The sequence below is a fragment of the Pantoea sp. Ae19-2 genome (assembly GCF_059801205.1).
The window spans coordinates 1,737,746-1,756,146 of sequence record NZ_JBCHWE010000001.1; the positions used below are offsets into that span (position 1 = coordinate 1,737,746).

At 55.5% G+C, this 18,401-nt stretch carries 12 protein-coding genes; 6 read left to right on the forward strand and 6 right to left on the reverse strand.

The genetic code is table 11. The features are described from left to right. Positions 1-176: 176 nt before the first annotated feature. Both AAIE03_RS07990 and AAIE03_RS07995 read right to left on the reverse strand, forming a co-directional pair. The gene (locus AAIE03_RS07990) at positions 177-2,504 is read right to left on the reverse strand and encodes an FdhF/YdeP family oxidoreductase (protein ID WP_210483897.1); all 2,328 of its coding nucleotides are present in this window, start codon (positions 2,502-2,504) and stop codon (positions 177-179) included. Positions 2,505-2,656: 152 nt separating this feature from the next. Then, entirely contained in the window at positions 2,657-2,821 is a 165-nt protein-coding gene (locus tag AAIE03_RS07995) for a DUF2256 domain-containing protein (RefSeq protein ID WP_105078647.1), read from the reverse strand. Between the two features lie 154 nt (positions 2,822-2,975). Between AAIE03_RS07995 and AAIE03_RS08000 the strand changes: the two genes are divergently transcribed. The 3 genes from AAIE03_RS08000 to AAIE03_RS08010 all read left to right on the forward strand — a co-directional run bounded on the left by AAIE03_RS08000 (position 2,976) and on the right by AAIE03_RS08010 (position 6,085). Then, positions 2,976-4,310, forward strand: a complete 1,335-nt coding sequence (locus AAIE03_RS08000) for a glycoside hydrolase family 10-like protein (RefSeq protein ID WP_498563166.1) — start codon at positions 2,976-2,978, stop codon at positions 4,308-4,310. Next, positions 4,307-4,744 carry a GNAT family N-acetyltransferase gene (locus AAIE03_RS08005; RefSeq protein ID WP_498562928.1) on the forward strand — a complete coding sequence of 146 codons (438 nt, stop codon included), beginning with the start codon at positions 4,307-4,309 and terminating at the stop codon, positions 4,742-4,744. Before AAIE03_RS08000 ends, AAIE03_RS08005 begins: the two co-directional genes overlap by 4 nt. Before the next feature lie 111 nt (positions 4,745-4,855). Beyond that, positions 4,856-6,085: an MFS transporter gene (locus tag AAIE03_RS08010; protein WP_105077004.1), complete on the forward strand. Its 1,230-nt coding sequence runs from the start codon at positions 4,856-4,858 to the stop codon at positions 6,083-6,085. 40 nt (positions 6,086-6,125) lie between these two features. Here the strand turns inward: AAIE03_RS08010 and malT are convergent, their stop codons facing one another. Further along, positions 6,126-8,828: an HTH-type transcriptional regulator MalT gene (gene malT, locus AAIE03_RS08015; protein WP_498562929.1), complete on the reverse strand. Its 2,703-nt coding sequence runs from the start codon at positions 8,826-8,828 to the stop codon at positions 6,126-6,128. A gap of 278 nt (positions 8,829-9,106) precedes the next feature. Here malT and malP point away from each other — a divergent pair, with 278 nt between their 5' ends. From malP to AAIE03_RS08030, 3 genes are all read left to right on the forward strand, one after another. Next, the gene (gene malP, locus AAIE03_RS08020; protein WP_498562930.1) at positions 9,107-11,509 is read left to right on the forward strand and encodes a maltodextrin phosphorylase; all 2,403 of its coding nucleotides are present in this window, start codon (positions 9,107-9,109) and stop codon (positions 11,507-11,509) included. A gap of 8 nt (positions 11,510-11,517) precedes the next feature. After that, positions 11,518-13,569 (forward strand): 4-alpha-glucanotransferase, encoded by a 2,052-nt coding sequence (malQ, locus tag AAIE03_RS08025; RefSeq protein ID WP_498562931.1) that lies wholly within the window; start codon positions 11,518-11,520, stop codon positions 13,567-13,569. 213 nt (positions 13,570-13,782) lie between these two features. Then, a complete protein-coding gene (locus AAIE03_RS08030) occupies positions 13,783-14,796 on the forward strand; it encodes a helix-turn-helix domain-containing protein (protein WP_019105214.1) in 1,014 nt (337 codons plus the stop codon). On the opposite strand, the gene AAIE03_RS08035 is transcribed toward AAIE03_RS08030, so the two are convergent. The 3 genes from AAIE03_RS08035 to AAIE03_RS08045 all read right to left on the reverse strand — a co-directional run bounded on the left by AAIE03_RS08035 (position 14,768) and on the right by AAIE03_RS08045 (position 18,386). Then, positions 14,768-15,796 carry an alpha/beta hydrolase family protein gene (locus AAIE03_RS08035; RefSeq protein ID WP_019105215.1) on the reverse strand — a complete coding sequence of 343 codons (1,029 nt, stop codon included), beginning with the start codon at positions 15,794-15,796 and terminating at the stop codon, positions 14,768-14,770. The two genes, AAIE03_RS08030 and AAIE03_RS08035, sit on opposite strands and share 29 nt — an antisense overlap. 264 nt (positions 15,797-16,060) lie before the next feature. After that, on the reverse strand, positions 16,061-16,981 hold the full coding sequence (gene malM / locus AAIE03_RS08040; protein WP_019105216.1) for a maltose operon protein MalM: 921 nt from the start codon (positions 16,979-16,981) through the stop codon (positions 16,061-16,063). Between the two features lie 103 nt (positions 16,982-17,084). Then, positions 17,085-18,386 (reverse strand): maltoporin, encoded by a 1,302-nt coding sequence (locus tag AAIE03_RS08045; protein ID WP_498562932.1) that lies wholly within the window; start codon positions 18,384-18,386, stop codon positions 17,085-17,087. Positions 18,387-18,401 lie beyond the last annotated feature (15 nt).

Here is an 18,401-nt window from a genome sequence, read left to right on the forward strand (position 1 = left end):
GCAGTTAAGACAGCCAGAAGACTATCTTACTGCAGAAGCCAGGTGTAATCGTTCGGGACTTGTGTCCAAGGTTGATTGCCTCATGAGTAAAATTCCCGGCGATTATAGCCATCTGAGTAGAGATTTCCACTCAGATGGCCGTTCGTTAAGGTTTGGTTTAGACCAGCAGAAAACCGTTAGCGGCGCGTTGCGCTTTCCGCTGGCGCCTCTGTCTGGGCCAGTTCCATCATTACCGGGGTGCTTTTATAGGAAGGAATCCCGCTTTTCGTGTCGAAGCTGTCCAGCGGTATGAGTACGTTGGCCTCGGGATAATAAGCTGCGACCGAACCTTCAGCCATGTCATGTACGGCAATGGTGAGATTATCAATACGACGATGCGTTGGGTTTCCGTCAGGATCCAGCGCAATCACATTCACCCGATCGCCCATGCGGACACCGTTTTTTTCCGCCTCATTTTCACTGATAAACAACACATCACGGCGTCCTTTGATTCCGCGATAGCGGTCGTCAAGGCCGTACAGCGTGGTGTTATATTGGTCGTGGCTGCGCAATGTCGTCAACACCAGGTCGTGGCACTTCAGCGAGCGCGGATCTTCATTGATGCCTTCCATGACCAGGAACTGCGCTTTGCCCGACGACGTGTGCCAGACTCGCTCGGAGGCGCCGTTGGGTAAACGAAACCCGCCAGGCTGCTGGAGGCGCTCATTAAAGTTTTCAAAGCCCGGCACCACTTTCTCGATGGCATCGCGAATGAGGCTGTAATCGGCGATCATGCTGTCCCAGTCCACTACCGTGCCCGGCAGCGTGGCTTTCGCCAGGCCGGCAACCAGCGCGGGTTCGGATTTCAGATGCGGTGAGGCAGGATCAAGGGTACCGCGTGATGCGTGCACCATCGACATGGAGTCTTCAACCGTGACGCTCTGCGCGCCGGATTGCTGCCGATCGATCTCTGTGCGGCCTAACACCGGGAACAGATAGCTGTGTTTTGCCAGAAGCAAATGTGACCGGTTCAGCTTGGTGGCCATATGCACGACCATGTCCAGCTTGCGCATGGCAGGAAACGTCACCTGAGGATCGGACATCGCTTCGGCCAGGTTACCGCCGAGGCAGAGCAACGCGTTGATTTTGCCATCCCGTATCGCCTGAACGGCCTGTACCGCACTGTGACCATGTTTGGCCGGTGGCTTGAAGCCAAAAACCTTTTCAAGACTGTTCAACAGGCTTTCGGAGGGAATCTCAGTGATGCCAACGGTACGATCGCCCTGCACGTTAGAGTGACCGCGCAAAGGGCAGATTCCTGCGCCCTTCTTGCCCATATTGCCGCGCAACAGTAGCAGATTGGCAATCTGCTGAACATTTTGCGTTCCATACTGGTGCTGGGTAATCCCCATGCCGTAGCAAATGATTGTGCGTTCAGCATTGGCATAAAGGTGAGCAATATGCTGGATTTGCTCGCGCGTCATACCGGACACTTTCAGGATATGATCCCAGTCTGTCGCAGCCAAATCGGCTTTTAACGCGTCAATGCCTTGCGTATGTTGTTCAATAAAGGTCTCATCGAAGATGCCAGGGTTGCCGTTCGCTTTAGCTTCATCATCCATCGCCAACAAACATTTCATCACGCCTTTCAGCATCGCGGCATCGCCGCCTACCCGAATTTTATAATAGGTTGAGGCGAGTTCCGTTGAGCTGAGGGTTATCATCTGAACCGGACTCTGTGGCGCGGTAAAACGTTCAAGACCGCGCTCGCGCAGTGGGTTGATGGCGACGATTTTGGCACCGCGTTTTGACACCTCCTGCAGGGTTGCCAGCATGCGGGGATGGTTGGTTCCAGGATTGTGACCGATACAAATCACCAGATCACAGTGGTCAAAATCATCCAGCTCCACCGTGCCTTTGCCGATGCCAATGGATTCGGGTAAGCCTACACTGGTTGGCTCATGGCACATGTTTGAGCAGTCGGGGAAATTGTTGGTCCCAAACTCGCGGGCAAACAGCTGCCAGAGAAACGCCGCTTCGTTAGAGGCGCGGCCGGAGGTGTAAAACTCCACGCTGTCGGGATCCTGATAACTCCGCAGTCGCTCGCCAATTTCGTTAAAGGCCGTTTCCCATGCAATGGGCTGGTAGGTATCGCTGGCGGGATCATACTTCATCGGATGCGTCAGTCTGCCCTCTCCCTCAAGCTCATGGGCATTGCGCCCCCATAGCTCGGTAACGGTATGCGCCGCAAAAAATTCAGGTGTGGTGCGTTTGCTGGTTGCTTCCCAGGAAACCGCTTTTGCGCCGTTTTCACAGAACTCAAACGATGAAGTATGCTTGGGATCGGGCCAGGCGCAGCCCGGACAGTCAAACCCTTCAGGTTGGTTGACCTTGAACAGCGCAATGACATCCTGGGTTACCGCCATCTGTCCGCGAATGGCACCGGCCACTGCTTTTAACGCGCCCCAGCCGCCCGCCGCACCGTCATAGGTATGAATGCCTGATGTGCTCTCTTGCTCTTTCATATTGCTCCACAATCACTGTTATTGGCTTTTCTTTAAGCCTGGTACAGTAATTGCGTTGGTGCGTGGGAACAGTGATGTAAAAGCCAGGATAACTTTTGCTAAATGTTACATGGCGGGTTATCGCAGGCAAAACCACAGGATTTTACCGGCTTTCAGGCATCGGTATTTGTGGCTCGCCGCTGCCGACGGCAGCGCTCGGAGCAATATTGCACCTCTTCCCAGCACTTTTCCCACTTTTTGCGCCATGTCATCGGTTTCTGGCACTGTTTGCAATAGCGAACCGGCAATGACTGTTTATTGCCTTTAAATGTTTTCATTTATCGCTCCTTTGCTCAGGTTACGCCTCAGCATAAAAAGTTCAGACGCCGGGTAAGGCAAACTGCGTGACCTGATGCTGCCAGGGCTGATTGACTTTGCGGCAAATAGGATCAGAATAGCCTGCATCAAGGACTGCGCTACACGGAGTTTATTATCATCAGCCTTCGCGATCTTTTCCGCCTTAACGCGGCGGTAAAACCCGGCCTGTTAGCCTCGGCTTTACTGCTGGTCAGCTGTGCCTCGACGCCGCCTAAGTCACTGGTTACGCCTTTTCCGCCCGCGAGCAAACCTGCGCAGCCTTCTCAACCGGTGCCGCACAACGCACCCATGCGCGGCGTCTGGCTCACCACCGTTTCACGCCTCGACTGGCCGCCGCTCGCCTCGGTGAATATCAGCAGCGACGACGTGCGCATCCGGGTGCAGAAAAAAGCGTTGACGGATAAGCTGGATAAACTGAAAAGTCTGGGAATCAACACTGTGTTCTTCCAGGTTAAACCTGACGGAACCGCGCTCTGGGACTCTAAAATCCTGCCCTGGTCAGACATGATGACCGGGAAAATTGGGCAGAATCCGGGCTTTGACCCGCTGCAGTTCATGCTCGATGAAGCGCACCGGCGCGGTATGCGGGTACATGCCTGGTTCAATCCCTACCGTGTATCGGTGAATACCAAACCTTCAACAGTAGCCGAGCTAAACCGCACGCTGTCGCAACATCCTGCCAGCGTATTTGTGCTCCATCGTGACTGGATTCGTACCGCGGGGGATCGCTATGTGCTCGATCCGGGCATTCCTGATGCCCGTGACTGGATAACCAGTATTGTGGCTGAGGTGGTCAAGCGTTATGACATCGATGGTGTGCAGTTTGACGATTACTTCTATGCCGAGTCTCCCGGCTCTGCCCTGAACGACAGCCAGACCTTTATCAAATACGGTCAGGGCTTTGCGTCCAAAGCAGACTGGCGCAGACATAATACACAGTTGTTAATCGAGCAGGTTTCACACACCATCAAGCAGCTCAAGCCGAATGTAGAATTTGGCGTCAGCCCTGCGGGCGTCTGGCGCAACCGCTCACATGATGCGGCAGGCTCAGACACGCGCGGCGCGGCCGCTTACGATGAATCTTACGCGGATACGCGCCGTTGGGTGCAGGAAGGGTTACTGGACTATATTGCGCCGCAAATCTACTGGCCCTTCTCGCGCAGCGCTGCCCGCTATGACGTGCTGGCAAACTGGTGGGCTAACGTCGTCAAGCCGACCAAAACTCGCCTGTATATCGGTATCGCCTTATATAAAGTTGGCGTGCCGGCGAAAAATGAGCCTGAATGGACGATTAACGGTGGCGTGCCGGAACTGAAAAGACAGCTGGATCTTAACGATTCCCTCCCGCACATCGATGGCACCATCTTGTTTCGTGAAGATTTCCTGAATCAGCCGCAAACGCAGGATGCCGTAAATTACCTGCGCAGCCGTTGGGGCCAGACTCCATGATACATACCGATATCGTCCCCGGCAGCGCACCCGCGCTACAGACGCTGACGGCCCGCCTGTCAGCCGAGCTGTTGGCAATAACCGGCGACAACGGAACCCATCACTTTACGCCATCAGACGGGGCGCTGTGGATACTTGCCACCGATGAAGTGGGTAACGCGGTTGGCTGCGGCGCACTCGTGCATGTTTCCGCTGAAACCGCCGAACTGAAACGCATGTTTTCAACCCGACAGCACGCGGGAACCGGCGCGGCGCTGCTCTCAGCCCTAGAGCAGCTTGCCCGGGCGCGCGGCTACAAGGCAATTCGCCTTTCTACCCGCGTCGTTAATACCCGTGCAGTAGCGTTTTATCAGCGTCACGGCTATCAACAAACCGCGCGCTATGGTGTGTACAAGGATAAGCCTGTGTCGGTTTGCCTGAGTAAAATGTTATGAGCATTAACAATTATTTTACTAATTTGCCATAAATAGCACGTTTGTCAGCACCGCCATTTTTTCGTGGAGTAAGATACGTCAATAAACGTAAAGCCTTAAGCGGAAATCTTCATGTCTGATTACACCAGTGACGTAAAATCAAGCCAGCCGGATCTGCCCCCCGCCGTTGACGACAGCCAGAAGATTCTGGTGTCGATTCTTGGCGCGGTCGCATTTTCCCACTGCTGTAACGATTTTATCCAGGCCATGCTGCCATCGATTTATCCCTTGCTGAAAACCAACTTTACGCTGAGCTACGCGCAGATTGGTTTGATCACGCTGATCTATCAGATGACGGCATCGCTGTTGCAGCCCTGGATCGGCCTGTACACCGACAAACATCCCAAACCCTGGCTGCTGCCGTCTGGCATGGTTTCGACCCTGATTGGCATCGGACTCCTGGCGATGGCCCCGCACTTCTCCGTGGTGTTGGTTGCTTCGGCGCTGATTGGCGTTGGCTCTGCAACCTTTCACCCGGAAGCCTCGCGGGTTGCAAGAATGGCATCGGGCGGCCGCTTTGGTACGGCACAGTCAACGTTTCAGGTCGGCGGTTATATTGGCACGGCGTTTGCGCCTTTAGTGGCGGCGATGCTGATTATTCCGCATGGACAGATAGCGGTTGGCTGGCTGATGATCATTGCGCTGTTTGCGGTCATTATTCTTTCCGGCATCAGCCGCTGGACGGTGAAACACGGCCATGCGCACATGAAAAAACACAACCTTCAGGCGCTGCGGTCGCTTTCTTCGCGGGATGTCAAAGTGGCGTTGTCCGTGGTTGGCGTGCTGCTGCTGGCAAAATTTACCTATATTGCCTCAATCAGTAACTACTACATTTTTTACCTGGTTGAGCGCTTTCAGCTCCCGATTCCGCAGGCGCAGATCTACCTGTTTACCTTTCTGGCCGCCGTCGCGGTTGGCACGCTGGCCGGCGGACCGATTGGCGATCGCATTGGCCGCAAAGCGGTTGTCTGGATCTCGTTTCTGGGTGTTATCCCGTTCTCGCTGCTGATGCCGCATGCCAATTTGTTCTGGACCGTGGTGCTGACCGTTTGTATCGGCCTGGTCTTTTCATCAGCATTTGCCGCGCTGGTTGTGTACGCGCAGGAAGTGTTGCCCGGCCGTACCGGGATGGTGGCCGGGATTATGTTCGGCACCATGTTTGGCATTGGCGGTATCGCCGCGGCGGCGCTGGGGAAACTGGCTGACGGGTACGGTATCACTACCGTGTATAACGCCTGTGGCTTTCTTCCGCTGCTGGGATTTGCCACGTTACTGATGCCTGATACACGTCGGGTTAACTAAACCGCGCGAACAGGCAGCGCGTCGCTGCCTGTTGCCTTTCTCAGACGTAACCCATCATTTTCAGCATCGACTGCGCCTGAGTCATCGCCTCAGCCCGATGCGTAATCCCCAGCTTCTGATAAAGATTCCGGATATGGGTTTTGATCGTGGTTGAGGCTACGTCCAGCTCCGCCGCAATCTGCTCGTTACTGTAGCCGGAATAGATCAGCCCCAGCACCTGCCATTCACGCTGCGTTAGCGGACTGGTACGAATCAGCTCGGGCACGTCAGGATGATTCAGCAAACGGCTGACAAAGCTTTCATCAAAATGGGCAAATTTGTGACGATGATACTTATTGATCTCGTTAAGGATGCGGCGCGCCCGGTGGTTATCCAGCTCATCAAGGGTATTCAACTGCAATAACTGACGCAGCTGTTGCGCCATGGATTCGCCCTGCACCACAAAGTGGCTAATGAACCCCGTGCTGCGGGCCAGCCGGAGCGCATCCAGCAACGCATGCTGCGCTTTGGCACGCTGATCGGTTTCCCAGTAAATCTGGTTCAGCAGCAGTACATTACGGTTGAGATCGCTCATCAACTGCAAGGGGCGCGCATTTTCATTAAGCTCGTCGAGAATCACTTCTGCCTGCGTGTAATGCCCGAGCAAAATCTGTGCCCGTGCCACGTTTCGCCACTGGCCCTGCAAAAAATGGTTATTGGCGCAGGCCGGTTTAGGTGTCTGACGCAGCCACTCACTGGCGCTTTGCGTATCGCCGGTCATTTGCCAGTACAGCACTCTGACCTTATCGGCATTGGCGAGCCAGTCATTGTGCCAGCGGCCGTTGTTTAGCAGGTTTTCCAGCCGGTTCAACAGGCTGCGTGCGTTGTCCAGGTTGCCCCGGGCAATTGCGCTTTGCACCAATAAGCCCAGGCACTGTATTTGCTGCTGAGGCTGATAACCCTGCAGCACTTTCATGCCCTCGCGTGCCGCCTGCTCGGCTTCATCCAGCCTGCCCCAGGCCCACAGCAACTGGGCGCGGATACGCAACAGAAACTCATGCAGCGGAAAGTGTGAAAGATGCTGCTCTTTGACCAGCACGAAGGCCCGGTCCTGAGTCTCGTACGCCGTTTGCAGAAAGCCTTGAGCAAACAAAATTTCGCTTTGCTGGATCAGGCTCCAGAGCACATAGTGCCAGGCTTCATCCCGCCGCGCCATTTGCTCTGTCTGGCGCATCAACTCCAGCGAGTTACTCAGCTCGCCTTTACAGTGCATGACTTCGCCATGTACCGAGGTTGCCACGATACGGCTGTAGTGGCGGCTCTCAGGCAGCGTATTCAGCGCCAGCATCGCCAGGCGTTCCGCCTCATCGGCATTGCCATCGTTAATGGCGACCTGCGCCAGTAACGCGTTAAATTCACCGCGTAATATCGCATCGATTTCGCACTGGCTTTCCTGCTCAAATCGGGCCAGCAGGCTGTTCACCTCTGCGTAGCGGTGCTGGCTTTGCATCAGCCAGGCCTGTAACAATACCAGGCTGGGATTATCGAGCCGCATCGCCCAGGGCAGTGCATTCAGCGAGGACTCCAGTAAAGGCAGCTCGCTTTGATTAAACAGCGACCACGCGTGCTCGGTTAACACATCACGCAGCATCTCCGCGTCACCGGAAGCACGCGCATGATGAATCGCCTCGCTCGGGAAGCCCTGCGCCATCCAGCTGGTTGCCGCCGCCCGATGCAGCGCCGGAAGTTCGGCAGCCAGTTCCCACTGGCAACGCTGTTGCAGGAAACTGCCAAACAAAGGGTGATAGCTAAACCACTGGCCGGAGTCATCCATCCGCTGCAGAAACAGCCCCTGCCGCTCAATGTCTTCCAGCCAGCACTGGCCGTTATCCTCGCCTGTCACCTGGGTAATCAGCGGCGCGTTAAGTGAACGCAGCAGCGAACTTTTCAGCAGAAAATGGCGCGTGGTCAGACTGACGTTATCCAGCACTTCCTCAACCAGATAATCGGTTAAGTGGCTGGCATTGATCCCTGACAGGCGACGCGCGGAGTGTTGGGCCGCGCCCGCCCCCTGTCGGGCCGAGAGCGCGATAAGCTGCAGCGCCGTAGCCCAGCCTGCAACGTCATCACACAGGCGCCCCGCATCTTCGGACTCCAGCGGCGCAGGCAGTCGGGCATCAAAAAACTGCTGCGCCTCCTGATGGGTAAACGCCAGTTGTTGACTGCTCAACTCCATCAACTGCTCGCGAACGCGCAGGTTGGCGATCCCCAACTGGGGAAGATTACGCGAAAGCACCACCAGGGTAACGTTTTCAGGTTGATGGCGTAAAAAGAAACGCATCGCTTCATGAATCACAGGATTGGTGATGTGATGGTAATCATCGATAATCAGCCACAGCGGTTGATGCCAGGCATGAAGCTCATTGAAAATCTGCGTAAACAGCGCATTCAGATTCACGTACTGCCGTTTGTTTGCCAGCGCTTCGCTCCGGCTACAGCTGCCGTGCGTGGCCTGCTGCAGGGCGGCAATTAAATAGTCCGCAAAACGCTCTGGCTGATTGTCACTTTCATCCAGGGAGTACCAGCCCAAATCGGCTTTGTCTGCAGCCCACTGCGATATCAGGGTGGTTTTGCCATAGCCTGCAGGACTGGTTACCAGCACCAGGCGGTAGTTACCTGCAGCGGAAAGTTTTCGTATCAGCCGCTCCCGTTTCACCGTGGCTTCATGGCGGACAGGACGGCTGAGTTTAGAGGGGATTAACATGTACGCACGCTTCTCCGTTAACGTCTGGCGCATCATTTTTTTACGCTTCGTAATTATTCCTCACACGTTCAGCTATCCCTCCTGATAAAGCAAGCGGACGCTTTAGCGAATCTTCACAAAAGCGAGTCTAATCACACTTAAGTGAAATTTTCAGACTTGCCTCAACGTCTCCTCCCTTGCCCTCATCCTGACGGAACTTTTGCCAGGAGGATGAGCGATTCCGCGCGCAAGGGCAGACTCATCCTCATTCCCATTCTTTGTCGACAGGATACCCGGCTATGACACAGCACCCTTTTGATCGTTCCCGTTTTGACGCTGCGCTGACGCGCCAGTGGCAACGCTTTGGCCTGCATGATGCAGGAGAAATGACGCCATATCAGTGGTGGCAGGCTCTGAGCGGCGCGCTGGCAGAAATGCTCAACGCGCTGCCCGCCCGCCCGGCATCCGGCGATTTGCGCCATGTGAATTACCTCTCTATGGAGTTTCTCACCGGGCGACTGACCGGCAACAACCTGCTCAACTTAGGGTGGTTCGAGGGCGTTAATACGGCCCTGAAGCAGTGGGATGTTTCGCTGAGCGAGGTGCTGGAAAGCGAGAGCGATCCGGCGCTGGGCAATGGCGGACTGGGCAGGCTGGCGGCCTGTTTTCTGGACGCGATGGCCACGGTGGGTCAGCCCGCAACGGGCTATGGCCTGAACTACCAATATGGCCTGTTTCGTCAGCGCTTTGTCGAAGGTGAACAGGATGAACTGCCCGACGACTGGCAGCGCGACCGCTATCCCTGGTTTACACATAATGCTGCGCTAACGGTGCAGGTAGGCCTGGGCGGCAAAGTTGTGGCAGAGAATGGTAAAACGCACTGGCAGCCTGCGTTTCAACTGGAGGGCGAGGCCTGGGATCTGCCGGTCGTGGGCTTTGAGAATGGCCTCACGCAGCCTCTGCGGCTGTGGCAGGCAAAACATGCGCACCCTTTCGATCTCAAAACGTTTAACGGCGGCGCTTTTTTACGGGCGGAAAAGCAAGGTATTAATGCGGAAAAACTGACCAAAGTGCTTTACCCCAACGACAACCATCAGGCAGGAAAAAAACTACGCCTGATGCAGCAGTATTTTCAGTGCGCCTGTTCGCTGGCAGACATTCTTCGTCGTCACCGTCTGGCGGGCCGTGCCATTGAAACCCTGCCGGATCATGAGGTGATCCAACTGAATGATACGCACCCAACGCTGGCTATTCCTGAACTGATGCGGCTATTGCTGGATGACCATCAGCTCAGTTGGCAGGACGCCTGGCACCTTACCCAGCGCACCTTTGCCTACACCAACCATACGCTGATGCCGGAAGCGCTGGAGTGTTGGGATACCCACATCGTGCGTAGCCTGCTTCCGCGGCACATGGAGATTGTTAACGCCATCAATACCCAGCTCAAAGAGGCGGTTAACCGGCAGTGGCCTGGGAACAAGGCCGTCTGGTCGAAACTGGCCATCGTGCACGGTAAGCAGCTGCGCATGGCCAATTTATGCGTGGTGACCTGCTTTGCGGTAAACGGCGTGGCCGCCCTGCACTCGCGGCTGGTAAAAGACGATCTGTTTCCGGAATACGTCACCCTGTGGCCGGAAAAATTCCACAACGTCACCAATGGCATCACACCGCGCCGCTGGATTCATCAGTGTAATCCCCGACTGGCGGCGCTTATCGGAAAAACGCTTAATCAGCCCTGGCTCAACGATTTGGATGCGCTTCAGGGGCTGGAAAAACAGGTGGATAATCCGGGGTTTTGCACGGCGTACCGCGAGATTAAACAGCGCAATAAAGCGGATTTGGCCTGCTGGATTGCGCAACGCACCGGGATTAAGGTGAATCCCGAGGCCCTGTTTGATGTGCAAATCAAACGGCTGCACGAGTACAAACGTCAGCATCTCAGCCTGCTGCATACCATCGCCTTATGGCAAACCCTGGTGAGCGATCCTCAGGCGAACCGCTGTCCTCGCGTCGTGATCTTCGGCGCGAAAGCGGCACCGGGCTATGCGTTGGCTAAAAATATCATTTTTGCCATCAACAAGGTGGCCGACGTCATCAACACCGATCCGCGCGTGGCCGATCGCCTCAAAGTGGTGTTTATTCCCGACTATAACGTCTCTGTGGCAGAACGGCTTATCCCGGCCGCAGACCTGTCAGAGCAGATTTCACTGGCGGGCAAAGAGGCCTCGGGCACCGGCAACATGAAGCTGGCCCTGAACGGCGCGCTGACCATTGGCACGCTCGATGGTGCGAACGTGGAGATTTCTGAACAGGTCGGCGATGAGAATATCTTTATTTTTGGTCATACGGTAGAACAGGTTAACGCCCTCAAGGCCGCTGGCTATGCTCCGTCAAAATGGCGCGAAAAAGACGCCCAGCTCGACCAGGCGCTGACGTCACTGGAGGATGGTACGTTCAGCGCAGGCGACCGGCACGCTTTTGATCTGCTGTTGCACAGTCTGGGGGCTAAAAACGGCGATCCTTATCTGGTGCTGGCCGACTTCCGACATTACCTCAACGCTCAGCAGCGCGTTGAAGCACTGTGGTCTGATAAAGCGGCCTGGACGCGCGCCACGATACTCAACACCGCTCGCTGCGGCATGTTCAGCGCCGACCGGTCGATTCGTCACTATCAGCAACGTATCTGGCAGCGTAAACGCTAAGGATCAGCATGAAACCACTTCATTATCCGGCCGGGATCGGCAGGGTAGCCACTGAATATGTTGATGCGCATGGGGCGGTCCGGCAGGTTTCTGCATCGACCCGCGATCGCTTGCTGGCGGCGATGCAGCCAGGCCCTGGCCCTGGCGTTATCCCACCGGTCGCCGTCTTTACCCAGGGTTTGCCCATCCGTTTAACGCCCTCTCTGGCTGGCCCGGCACGCTGGCACCTGGAGGGCGAATCGGGTGAACGCTGGTCAGGGCACTGCGAGCCTGAGGCGTCTTTGACGCTCCCGGCGCTGCCTGAAGGTTACCATCTTCTGACGATAAACGCGGATGCACAGCAATCGAGGTGCCAGATAATAGTGACACCGTCACGTTGCTATGAGCCGGAGGCCTTGCTACGGGGCGAGAGACGCTGGGGAACCTGTGTCCAGCTCTACGCTTTACGATCGGATCAGAACTGGGGAATCGGCGATTTTGCTGACCTGCGGGACATGGTGAAGGCGGTTGGCATGCGCGGCGGCGCTTTTGTGGGGCTGAACCCCCTGCATGCGCTTTTTCCTGCGTTACCTGATGATGCCAGCCCCTATAGCCCGTCTTCCCGACGCTGGCTCAACGTGCTCTATATCAGCGTTCCTGAGGTTGAGGACTTTAACCTGAGTGCCGCTGCGCAGTGCTGGTGGCAGTCGGCAGAAACGCAACACAGGCTGCACCAGGCGCGTCACGCGCCCTGGGTCGATTATTACACGGTGGCATCACTGAAGCTGGATGCCCTGCGGTTTGCCTGGCAGCAGTTTATGCAGCGTGAGAAAGAGGATAGTCAGGCCGAGGCATTTGAGGCGTTTGTGGCTGAGGGCGGTGAAAGTCTGCTGCATCAGGGATTGTTCGATGCCCTGCAGGCCTGGCTTCGCGAAGAAGATCCCCTGCGTCACGGCTGGCAAACGTGGCCCACTGCCTATCAACAACCCGATACGGCCGCCGTACACGCGTTTCGGATTGAACATGGCGATGAGATTCGTTTCTATCTCTGGCTGCAATGGCTGGCGGCGCGTCAGTTTGCCGCCTGTTGGCACCTGTGCCAGCAGCACCAGATGGCACCAGGACTTTATCGCGATTTGGCCGTTGGCGTCGCCGCAGGGGGATCGGAAACCTGGAGCCAACGCGGGCTTTACTGTTTAGCGGCCAGCACAGGCGCCCCGCCGGATATTCTGGGCCCGCTTGGCCAGAACTGGGGGCTGCCGCCAATGGACCCGCAATCTTTGTATGATCGGGCATACGAACCCTGGATTACGTTGCTGCGCGCGAATATGCGCGATTGTGGGGCGTTACGTATCGATCATGTCATGGCTTTGCTGCGACTGTGGTGGATTCCGCAAGGAGAAACGGCCGCCGCAGGCGCGTATGTCGCCTATCCCATTGACGATCTGCTCGCTATTCTGGCGCTGGAAAGTCAGCGCCAGCGCTGCATGGTGATTGGTGAGGATTTAGGCACGGTGCCGGAGGCGATTGTCGATAAACTCCACAATGCTGGCGTCTACTCGTATAAGGTGCTCTATTTTGAGCAAAACTCGCACAAGGGCTTTCGCCCGCCTGCGGCATGGCCGCGTCAGGCAATGGCTGTAGCCACCACTCACGATATGCCAACGCTCCGTGGCTGGTGGCAAAGTGACGATCTGACACTGGGGAGCCAACTGGGGTTGTATCCTGATAAAGCGGTGCTTGCCGGGCTGTATCATCAGCGCCGGGCAGCCCGATCGGCGTTGCTTCAGACCCTGACGCGCCACGGTTACCTCAAGCCCAAAGGGCGGGTTCAGGCAAACAGTCCGCGCATGAGCCTGTTACTTAACCAGGTTATCCATCATTATCTCGCGGACTGCACCAGCGCCCTGCTGGGTTTACAACCCGAAGACTGGCTGGATATGGCCTCGCCGGTTAATGTGCCGGGCACGGTAGAGGCTTATCCGAACTGGCGGCGTAAGCTCAGTCTGTCGCTGGAGACGATGTTTGCAGATAAGCGTATCACGGCACTGCTGGAGGAGACTTCCCGGCGTTGTTCGTGATTTATCAGGCGATCCAGGGATAAGTTTCAGGCGTGATCCCGGATCGCTGAAATCGTTGTCGCAGAGGCTGTTCAATGCGGTCAGCATGAAGAGCAGTACACCAAAATGGACTGGCGTGAGAAAACACAGGCAGAACATAAGGTTTGCGTTTAGCTATCGATTCGTGTTTTTTACTCTGTAAAATGGACGCCATTCTGGCTTTTGAGTTAGCGTATGTTTTCGATTCCCTTTCCTGCTTTGACGTTATTTGCACTACTGATATTAATGATGATGCTCATTCGTTCTGGTAAGCGCGAATACCGTGGGGCAATGATGTTTATTGCAGCGTCGGCAGGACTAATGGCCTTGAGTATAATTAGGTGGGAATGGCATTTCTCTCTTCTTAAACCCCTGCAGGCTATACTGGCAACACTCTTACCCGCAGTGGCCTGGTCGTGCTTTAGCGGCCTTACGCATCAATCCCGTGCGCGTCGCCTGAAGCTGGCTGTTATCCCTGTTTATACTGCCATCATCATCCAGCTGTGTCTGCCCGTTCTGACCGATGCTCTGTTGTTTCTGATTTATGCAGGTTATGGCATCGCACTACTACGTGCAGCAACAAACGGAGCTGATTTTTTTGTCGAATCACGCTTCAGAGAAGCCTCCATAACGCAGAAAATGACCTTTTTTGCGGGCTGTTTTCTTTGCTTTTCGGCACTCACCGACGCGGTTATCAGCAGAATGATGAATATTGCCCCGCAATTAATTGCCCTGTTTCAGGGAATGACGCTACCGTTACTTTGTATTGCCATTGTCCGGGCAGTAAAGAGCGTTCCTGCGGGTGAAACTCACGCCGAAGAAACGTCATCCCTTACCGATGATGAGGCAAAGGATGCGACGCTTGAGCCCTTATGCCTGCACATCGAAAACCTTGTCCGCGCACACGCTTACTATCTTGATACCGATCTTACGCTGAACAAGCTTGCACGCAAACTCGATATTCCAGCACGGCATATTTCTCGCGCGGTAAACGCTACACGGCAGTGCAACGTTTCGCAGTGGCTCAATGGGTTTCGTATAGAAAAGGCGCAGGACATGCTGCGCCAGCCACAGCTAAAAATTACCGACATCATGCTTGAAACCGGGTTTATCAGTAAGTCGAACTTCAACCGGGAATTTATGCGCATTACGGGGAAAACCCCCACCGCATTTCGTCAGGCTATGGATGATAGTGAAGCGCGGTGTTGAGAAACGCACTGATTTTACCGATCAACATGTTGTGAAGTGCGTTTCTGTTCACGCCCTGTCCATCCCGGCAGACTTCCCCTTCGCCCGGCGCGCTTTGCTCAATCAGCGCCTCTCCCTGCGGTTTGCATTGCTGCATAAAGCTAAAATGGGTCGCGCCGGGGATAACACCATAAGTGACAATGTCACTTGATAATGCCTTTGCCAGATACTTCGATTCAAGCGAGGCAGGCAGCGCCGGCGAATCTACACCTGCCGCTAAGATCAGCACGGGCAGCCGAATATGCCCCAGACTCTGCGTCGTGAGTCCGCGAGCTAACCCTAAATCCAGCGCCACTACCGCCTTAATGCGCGGGTCTTGCAGGTCTGAGCTCAGGTGGCTGGCCCCTTGCCTGTTATCAAGGCCCAGTGTTGTCATTAGCCGACAGCTGGACAACTCAGCATGTTGGATGCAGTCATGAGCAAATTGTTGCGGGTCAAAACGCGCCCCCGCTAATTCCATTACCGTCCAGCCGCCAAGAGAATGCCCGACAGCGGCGATTCGTTTCACGTCAGCACGCCCTGCCAGCAGGGGATCGTTCAGAATCCGCTCCAGTGCCATGATTAAATCCTGAGGACGCCGCCAGAGCTGTCTGGCGTGTGCCGATGTTAAATCCGACGTCGTGGTACCGGGATGATTGGTCGCAATCACGATATATCCCTGTTCAGCCATCGCGTCGGCCAGCCATGCAAGGTTGCGCCAACTCCCGCCATAACCATGAGATAACAGTAATACAGGATGTAAGCCGGGCAAGGGTTTAGCATTTCGCACCACGCTGACACCTGTAAACGCGGGATTATCCGCAATGTTTTCCTTGGGCGACGACGCTGCACTGGGATACCACACGGCAACCTCAACCGGGCGTTGCTGCTCGCCTGCTATGAACTGGCGAAAGCCGTTGCTGGCCATCGCAGAATGACTAAATACGATGAGGGAAAAAGAGATAATCAGACGTATTAACATGATGAAGGCTCCAGTTGTGATAGAGCCTTTTTTGTATCAGTGCCGAAGGTTACGCGCGTCCTGGAACGCGATCGGGTACCTCAATAACATCATTTAGGCTGAGGATTGCGCAAAGCCTGACCAAAAGTATCAGCCTCTTTGAAAGAGAAAGACGCGAATTTACGCCAGAACGGAACAGGTTAAGCGCGAGGGACAGGTCACTGACCTCATAAAAAAGGTGCGCCTCAGTGCAACAGATGGAACAAATCAGCACTGCCGGAGTGATTACCCCTTGCCTTTAACACTGCTGATAAAGGTTTGCCGCGCAGACGTCGAGCCGAGCCGTTCGGCCTCATCCAGCAGTCTGAGCGCTTTATCAATATTGCCCTGCGCCGACGCCTGGCGAATAGCATCGTTAAAATAGCCTTCGGTATCCTGAACAATAGGCTGTGTTTTCGCTGCAGGAGCCGCAGTGGGCGCACGACTGGCTGCCGCTGGTTGACTGTTTCCGACCGTAACCGGAGCCGGGCCAGAGGATCCAAACAACGGCCCGACCAGTATTGAGGAATCCGAGCGGGTACTCAGTTTTATTTTTACTGTGCCAGATGTTGTATGACGGGCAACCGGATCGGGAATATCGGGAACGGCATGGCCGGTGCCTTTGGCATAGGCTTTTGCCGGATCAACCAGCGTTGTGGTCTGAGCAAGATCCGTCTCTGTGGTGAATACCAACAGATAAATTTTTTGCTGTCCGGGAACCGGGGTCAACTTCATCACGCCTTCCAACCGATCAGCGGCCATCACGCCAGGTTGCTGATAAGAAAACCAGCGGCTGGGGAACCAGGCGGCCGGACGCAGGTTTTCGTCCAGAATGAGCACGTTGGGCGCAAAGACCTGGTTCTGCTGTACCTCACTGCTTAAGGTGATTGTCAGCTCGCCCAGCGTGGCAGGCAGGCTGTAAGCGGCGACCGGCCCGGTGATACCGGCAACGTTTAGCGGACTGTGCCCGGCCGTTAACGTCGTTACCTGCGGCCGTGCGGTATCCAGGGGTTGCCAGTGCATGCTCTGCAGGCTGGAAAGCGGAATGGCGGGCGCTGCAGAGACATCCTGCGGCATCAGATTGATCGCGGCCCGTGCAGGCAGACTGTGTCCTGCCAGCAGGAGCGCGCTCAGGCAAAGTGCGGTGAATGTTTTATACGTTTTCATTTTTAACCTCGAGAAACGGGCAGGCCGCGGCAACGCAGGCAATAGCCGCCGCGGCCTGAAAGACAGTGCGAAACGGTCTACAGCGGTTTATCCAGAAAAGGGATCACCACCAGATTTCCATTTGCGCGCCAAAGGTCCACTCATCATTGTTGCCGCGGCTGTTGGTAAACAGGCCGTTTCCGGTGCTGTCCTGTGACGCGAAGGTGGTGATATCACCGGCCGCGTCTTTGTTATAACCCCACTTCTCATCCCATTTGGCATAGGTCGCGAAGAGCCGCAGCGCAGGACGTGACCAGATGCTGTCTCCAGCCTGCCACTGCTGCGCCAGCGTGATTTTGTACTGACCATTGCGTTCGCCGACCTGCTGTGACTTCACGTTGTCATAGCCCACTTCCAACAGGGTGCTCATGATCGGCGTCCATTTGTACATGGGCCGCACGCCAACGGTGTACCACTCATTACCCCGGTTGTTATCCAGATCGGTGTTTTGGTACATCGCGACGTACATCATGTCCCAGCGTTCCGCCAGGGTGATCGCCCCGTGGTCCAGAACCCGATACATCTTGCCGTTGTTATTGATATTCGTGCCCTGTGCCAGCCCTTTCCCCTGGGACGTCAACGCATCGGTCGCGTACTGCAGCACAAATTTGTTGTAGCCTTTGAGCATGCTCTGCGTATGCTCAGCGGTGAACAGCCAGCCGTCTCGGGATGCGCCATCTTCTAAGCGGTAGCCGTCACGCGCATTGGCACGGCCGTAATCCACACCCAGTTCCAGGACGCCATTTGGGTTGGTTTCCAGCCCTGCCAGACGGACGTCAAAAGCATCATCTGCGGTACTGGTGGCGTAATTGCGAATGCGATCGTTAGAAAAGGTGTAAGAGCCGCCCGCTTCCGATGAGCGCGTTGCGGCAAACGACAGCTTACCAAATCCCAGATCGACATCTTCCAGACCCGCACCCGGGCCGGAAATATCCCAGTAGTAGAAATCGATCATGTGAACGTCATGGCGCTGGTAGAAACGTTTACCGGCCCAGATAGTGGAACCCGGCAGGGCGTCGATCAGGTTTTTACCCTTGACGTTGGCTTCACGAAAAGCCGGTGAAGTGGATTCCCAGTCGTTTTGCTGAGAAACCGAGTACGCCACGTTGGTGTCGAAGTAGAAGCTCTTGTCGCCCTCTTTCCACACTTCCTGACCCAGCTTAAGTTCAGCATAGGTTTCGCACTCGTTACCCAGACGGTATTTACTTTGAGCACCGGTTGCCTGGAAGCATTGCTGCTCGCCGCCGCTGCCCGTCCAGCCAATGCCGGAGCGAGCATAACCGGTAAAATCCACCGCCATCAGCGGTGAAGACAGCGTGCCTGTCGCTACCGCTACGGCAAGGGAAAGTTTGCGCAGAGTTAACATTTTCTATCTCCTGAG

Coding starts and splice junctions, on each gene's coding strand:
- AAIE03_RS07990 (WP_210483897.1), bottom strand. CDS start 2,504: ATGAAAGAGCAAGAGAGCACATCAGGCATTCATACCTATGACGGTGCG.
- AAIE03_RS07995 (WP_105078647.1), bottom strand. CDS start 2,821: ATGAAAACATTTAAAGGCAATAAACAGTCATTGCCGGTTCGCTATTGC.
- AAIE03_RS08005 (WP_498562928.1), top strand. CDS start 4,307: ATGATACATACCGATATCGTCCCCGGCAGCGCACCCGCGCTACAGACG.
- AAIE03_RS08010 (WP_105077004.1), top strand. CDS start 4,856: ATGTCTGATTACACCAGTGACGTAAAATCAAGCCAGCCGGATCTGCCC.
- malT (WP_498562929.1), bottom strand. CDS start 8,828: ATGTTAATCCCCTCTAAACTCAGCCGTCCTGTCCGCCATGAAGCCACG.
- malP (WP_498562930.1), top strand. CDS start 9,107: ATGACACAGCACCCTTTTGATCGTTCCCGTTTTGACGCTGCGCTGACG.
- malQ (WP_498562931.1), top strand. CDS start 11,518: ATGAAACCACTTCATTATCCGGCCGGGATCGGCAGGGTAGCCACTGAA.
- AAIE03_RS08030 (WP_019105214.1), top strand. CDS start 13,783: ATGTTTTCGATTCCCTTTCCTGCTTTGACGTTATTTGCACTACTGATA.
- AAIE03_RS08035 (WP_019105215.1), bottom strand. CDS start 15,796: ATGTTAATACGTCTGATTATCTCTTTTTCCCTCATCGTATTTAGTCAT.
- malM (WP_019105216.1), bottom strand. CDS start 16,981: ATGAAAACGTATAAAACATTCACCGCACTTTGCCTGAGCGCGCTCCTG.
- AAIE03_RS08045 (WP_498562932.1), bottom strand. CDS start 18,386: ATGTTAACTCTGCGCAAACTTTCCCTTGCCGTAGCGGTAGCGACAGGC.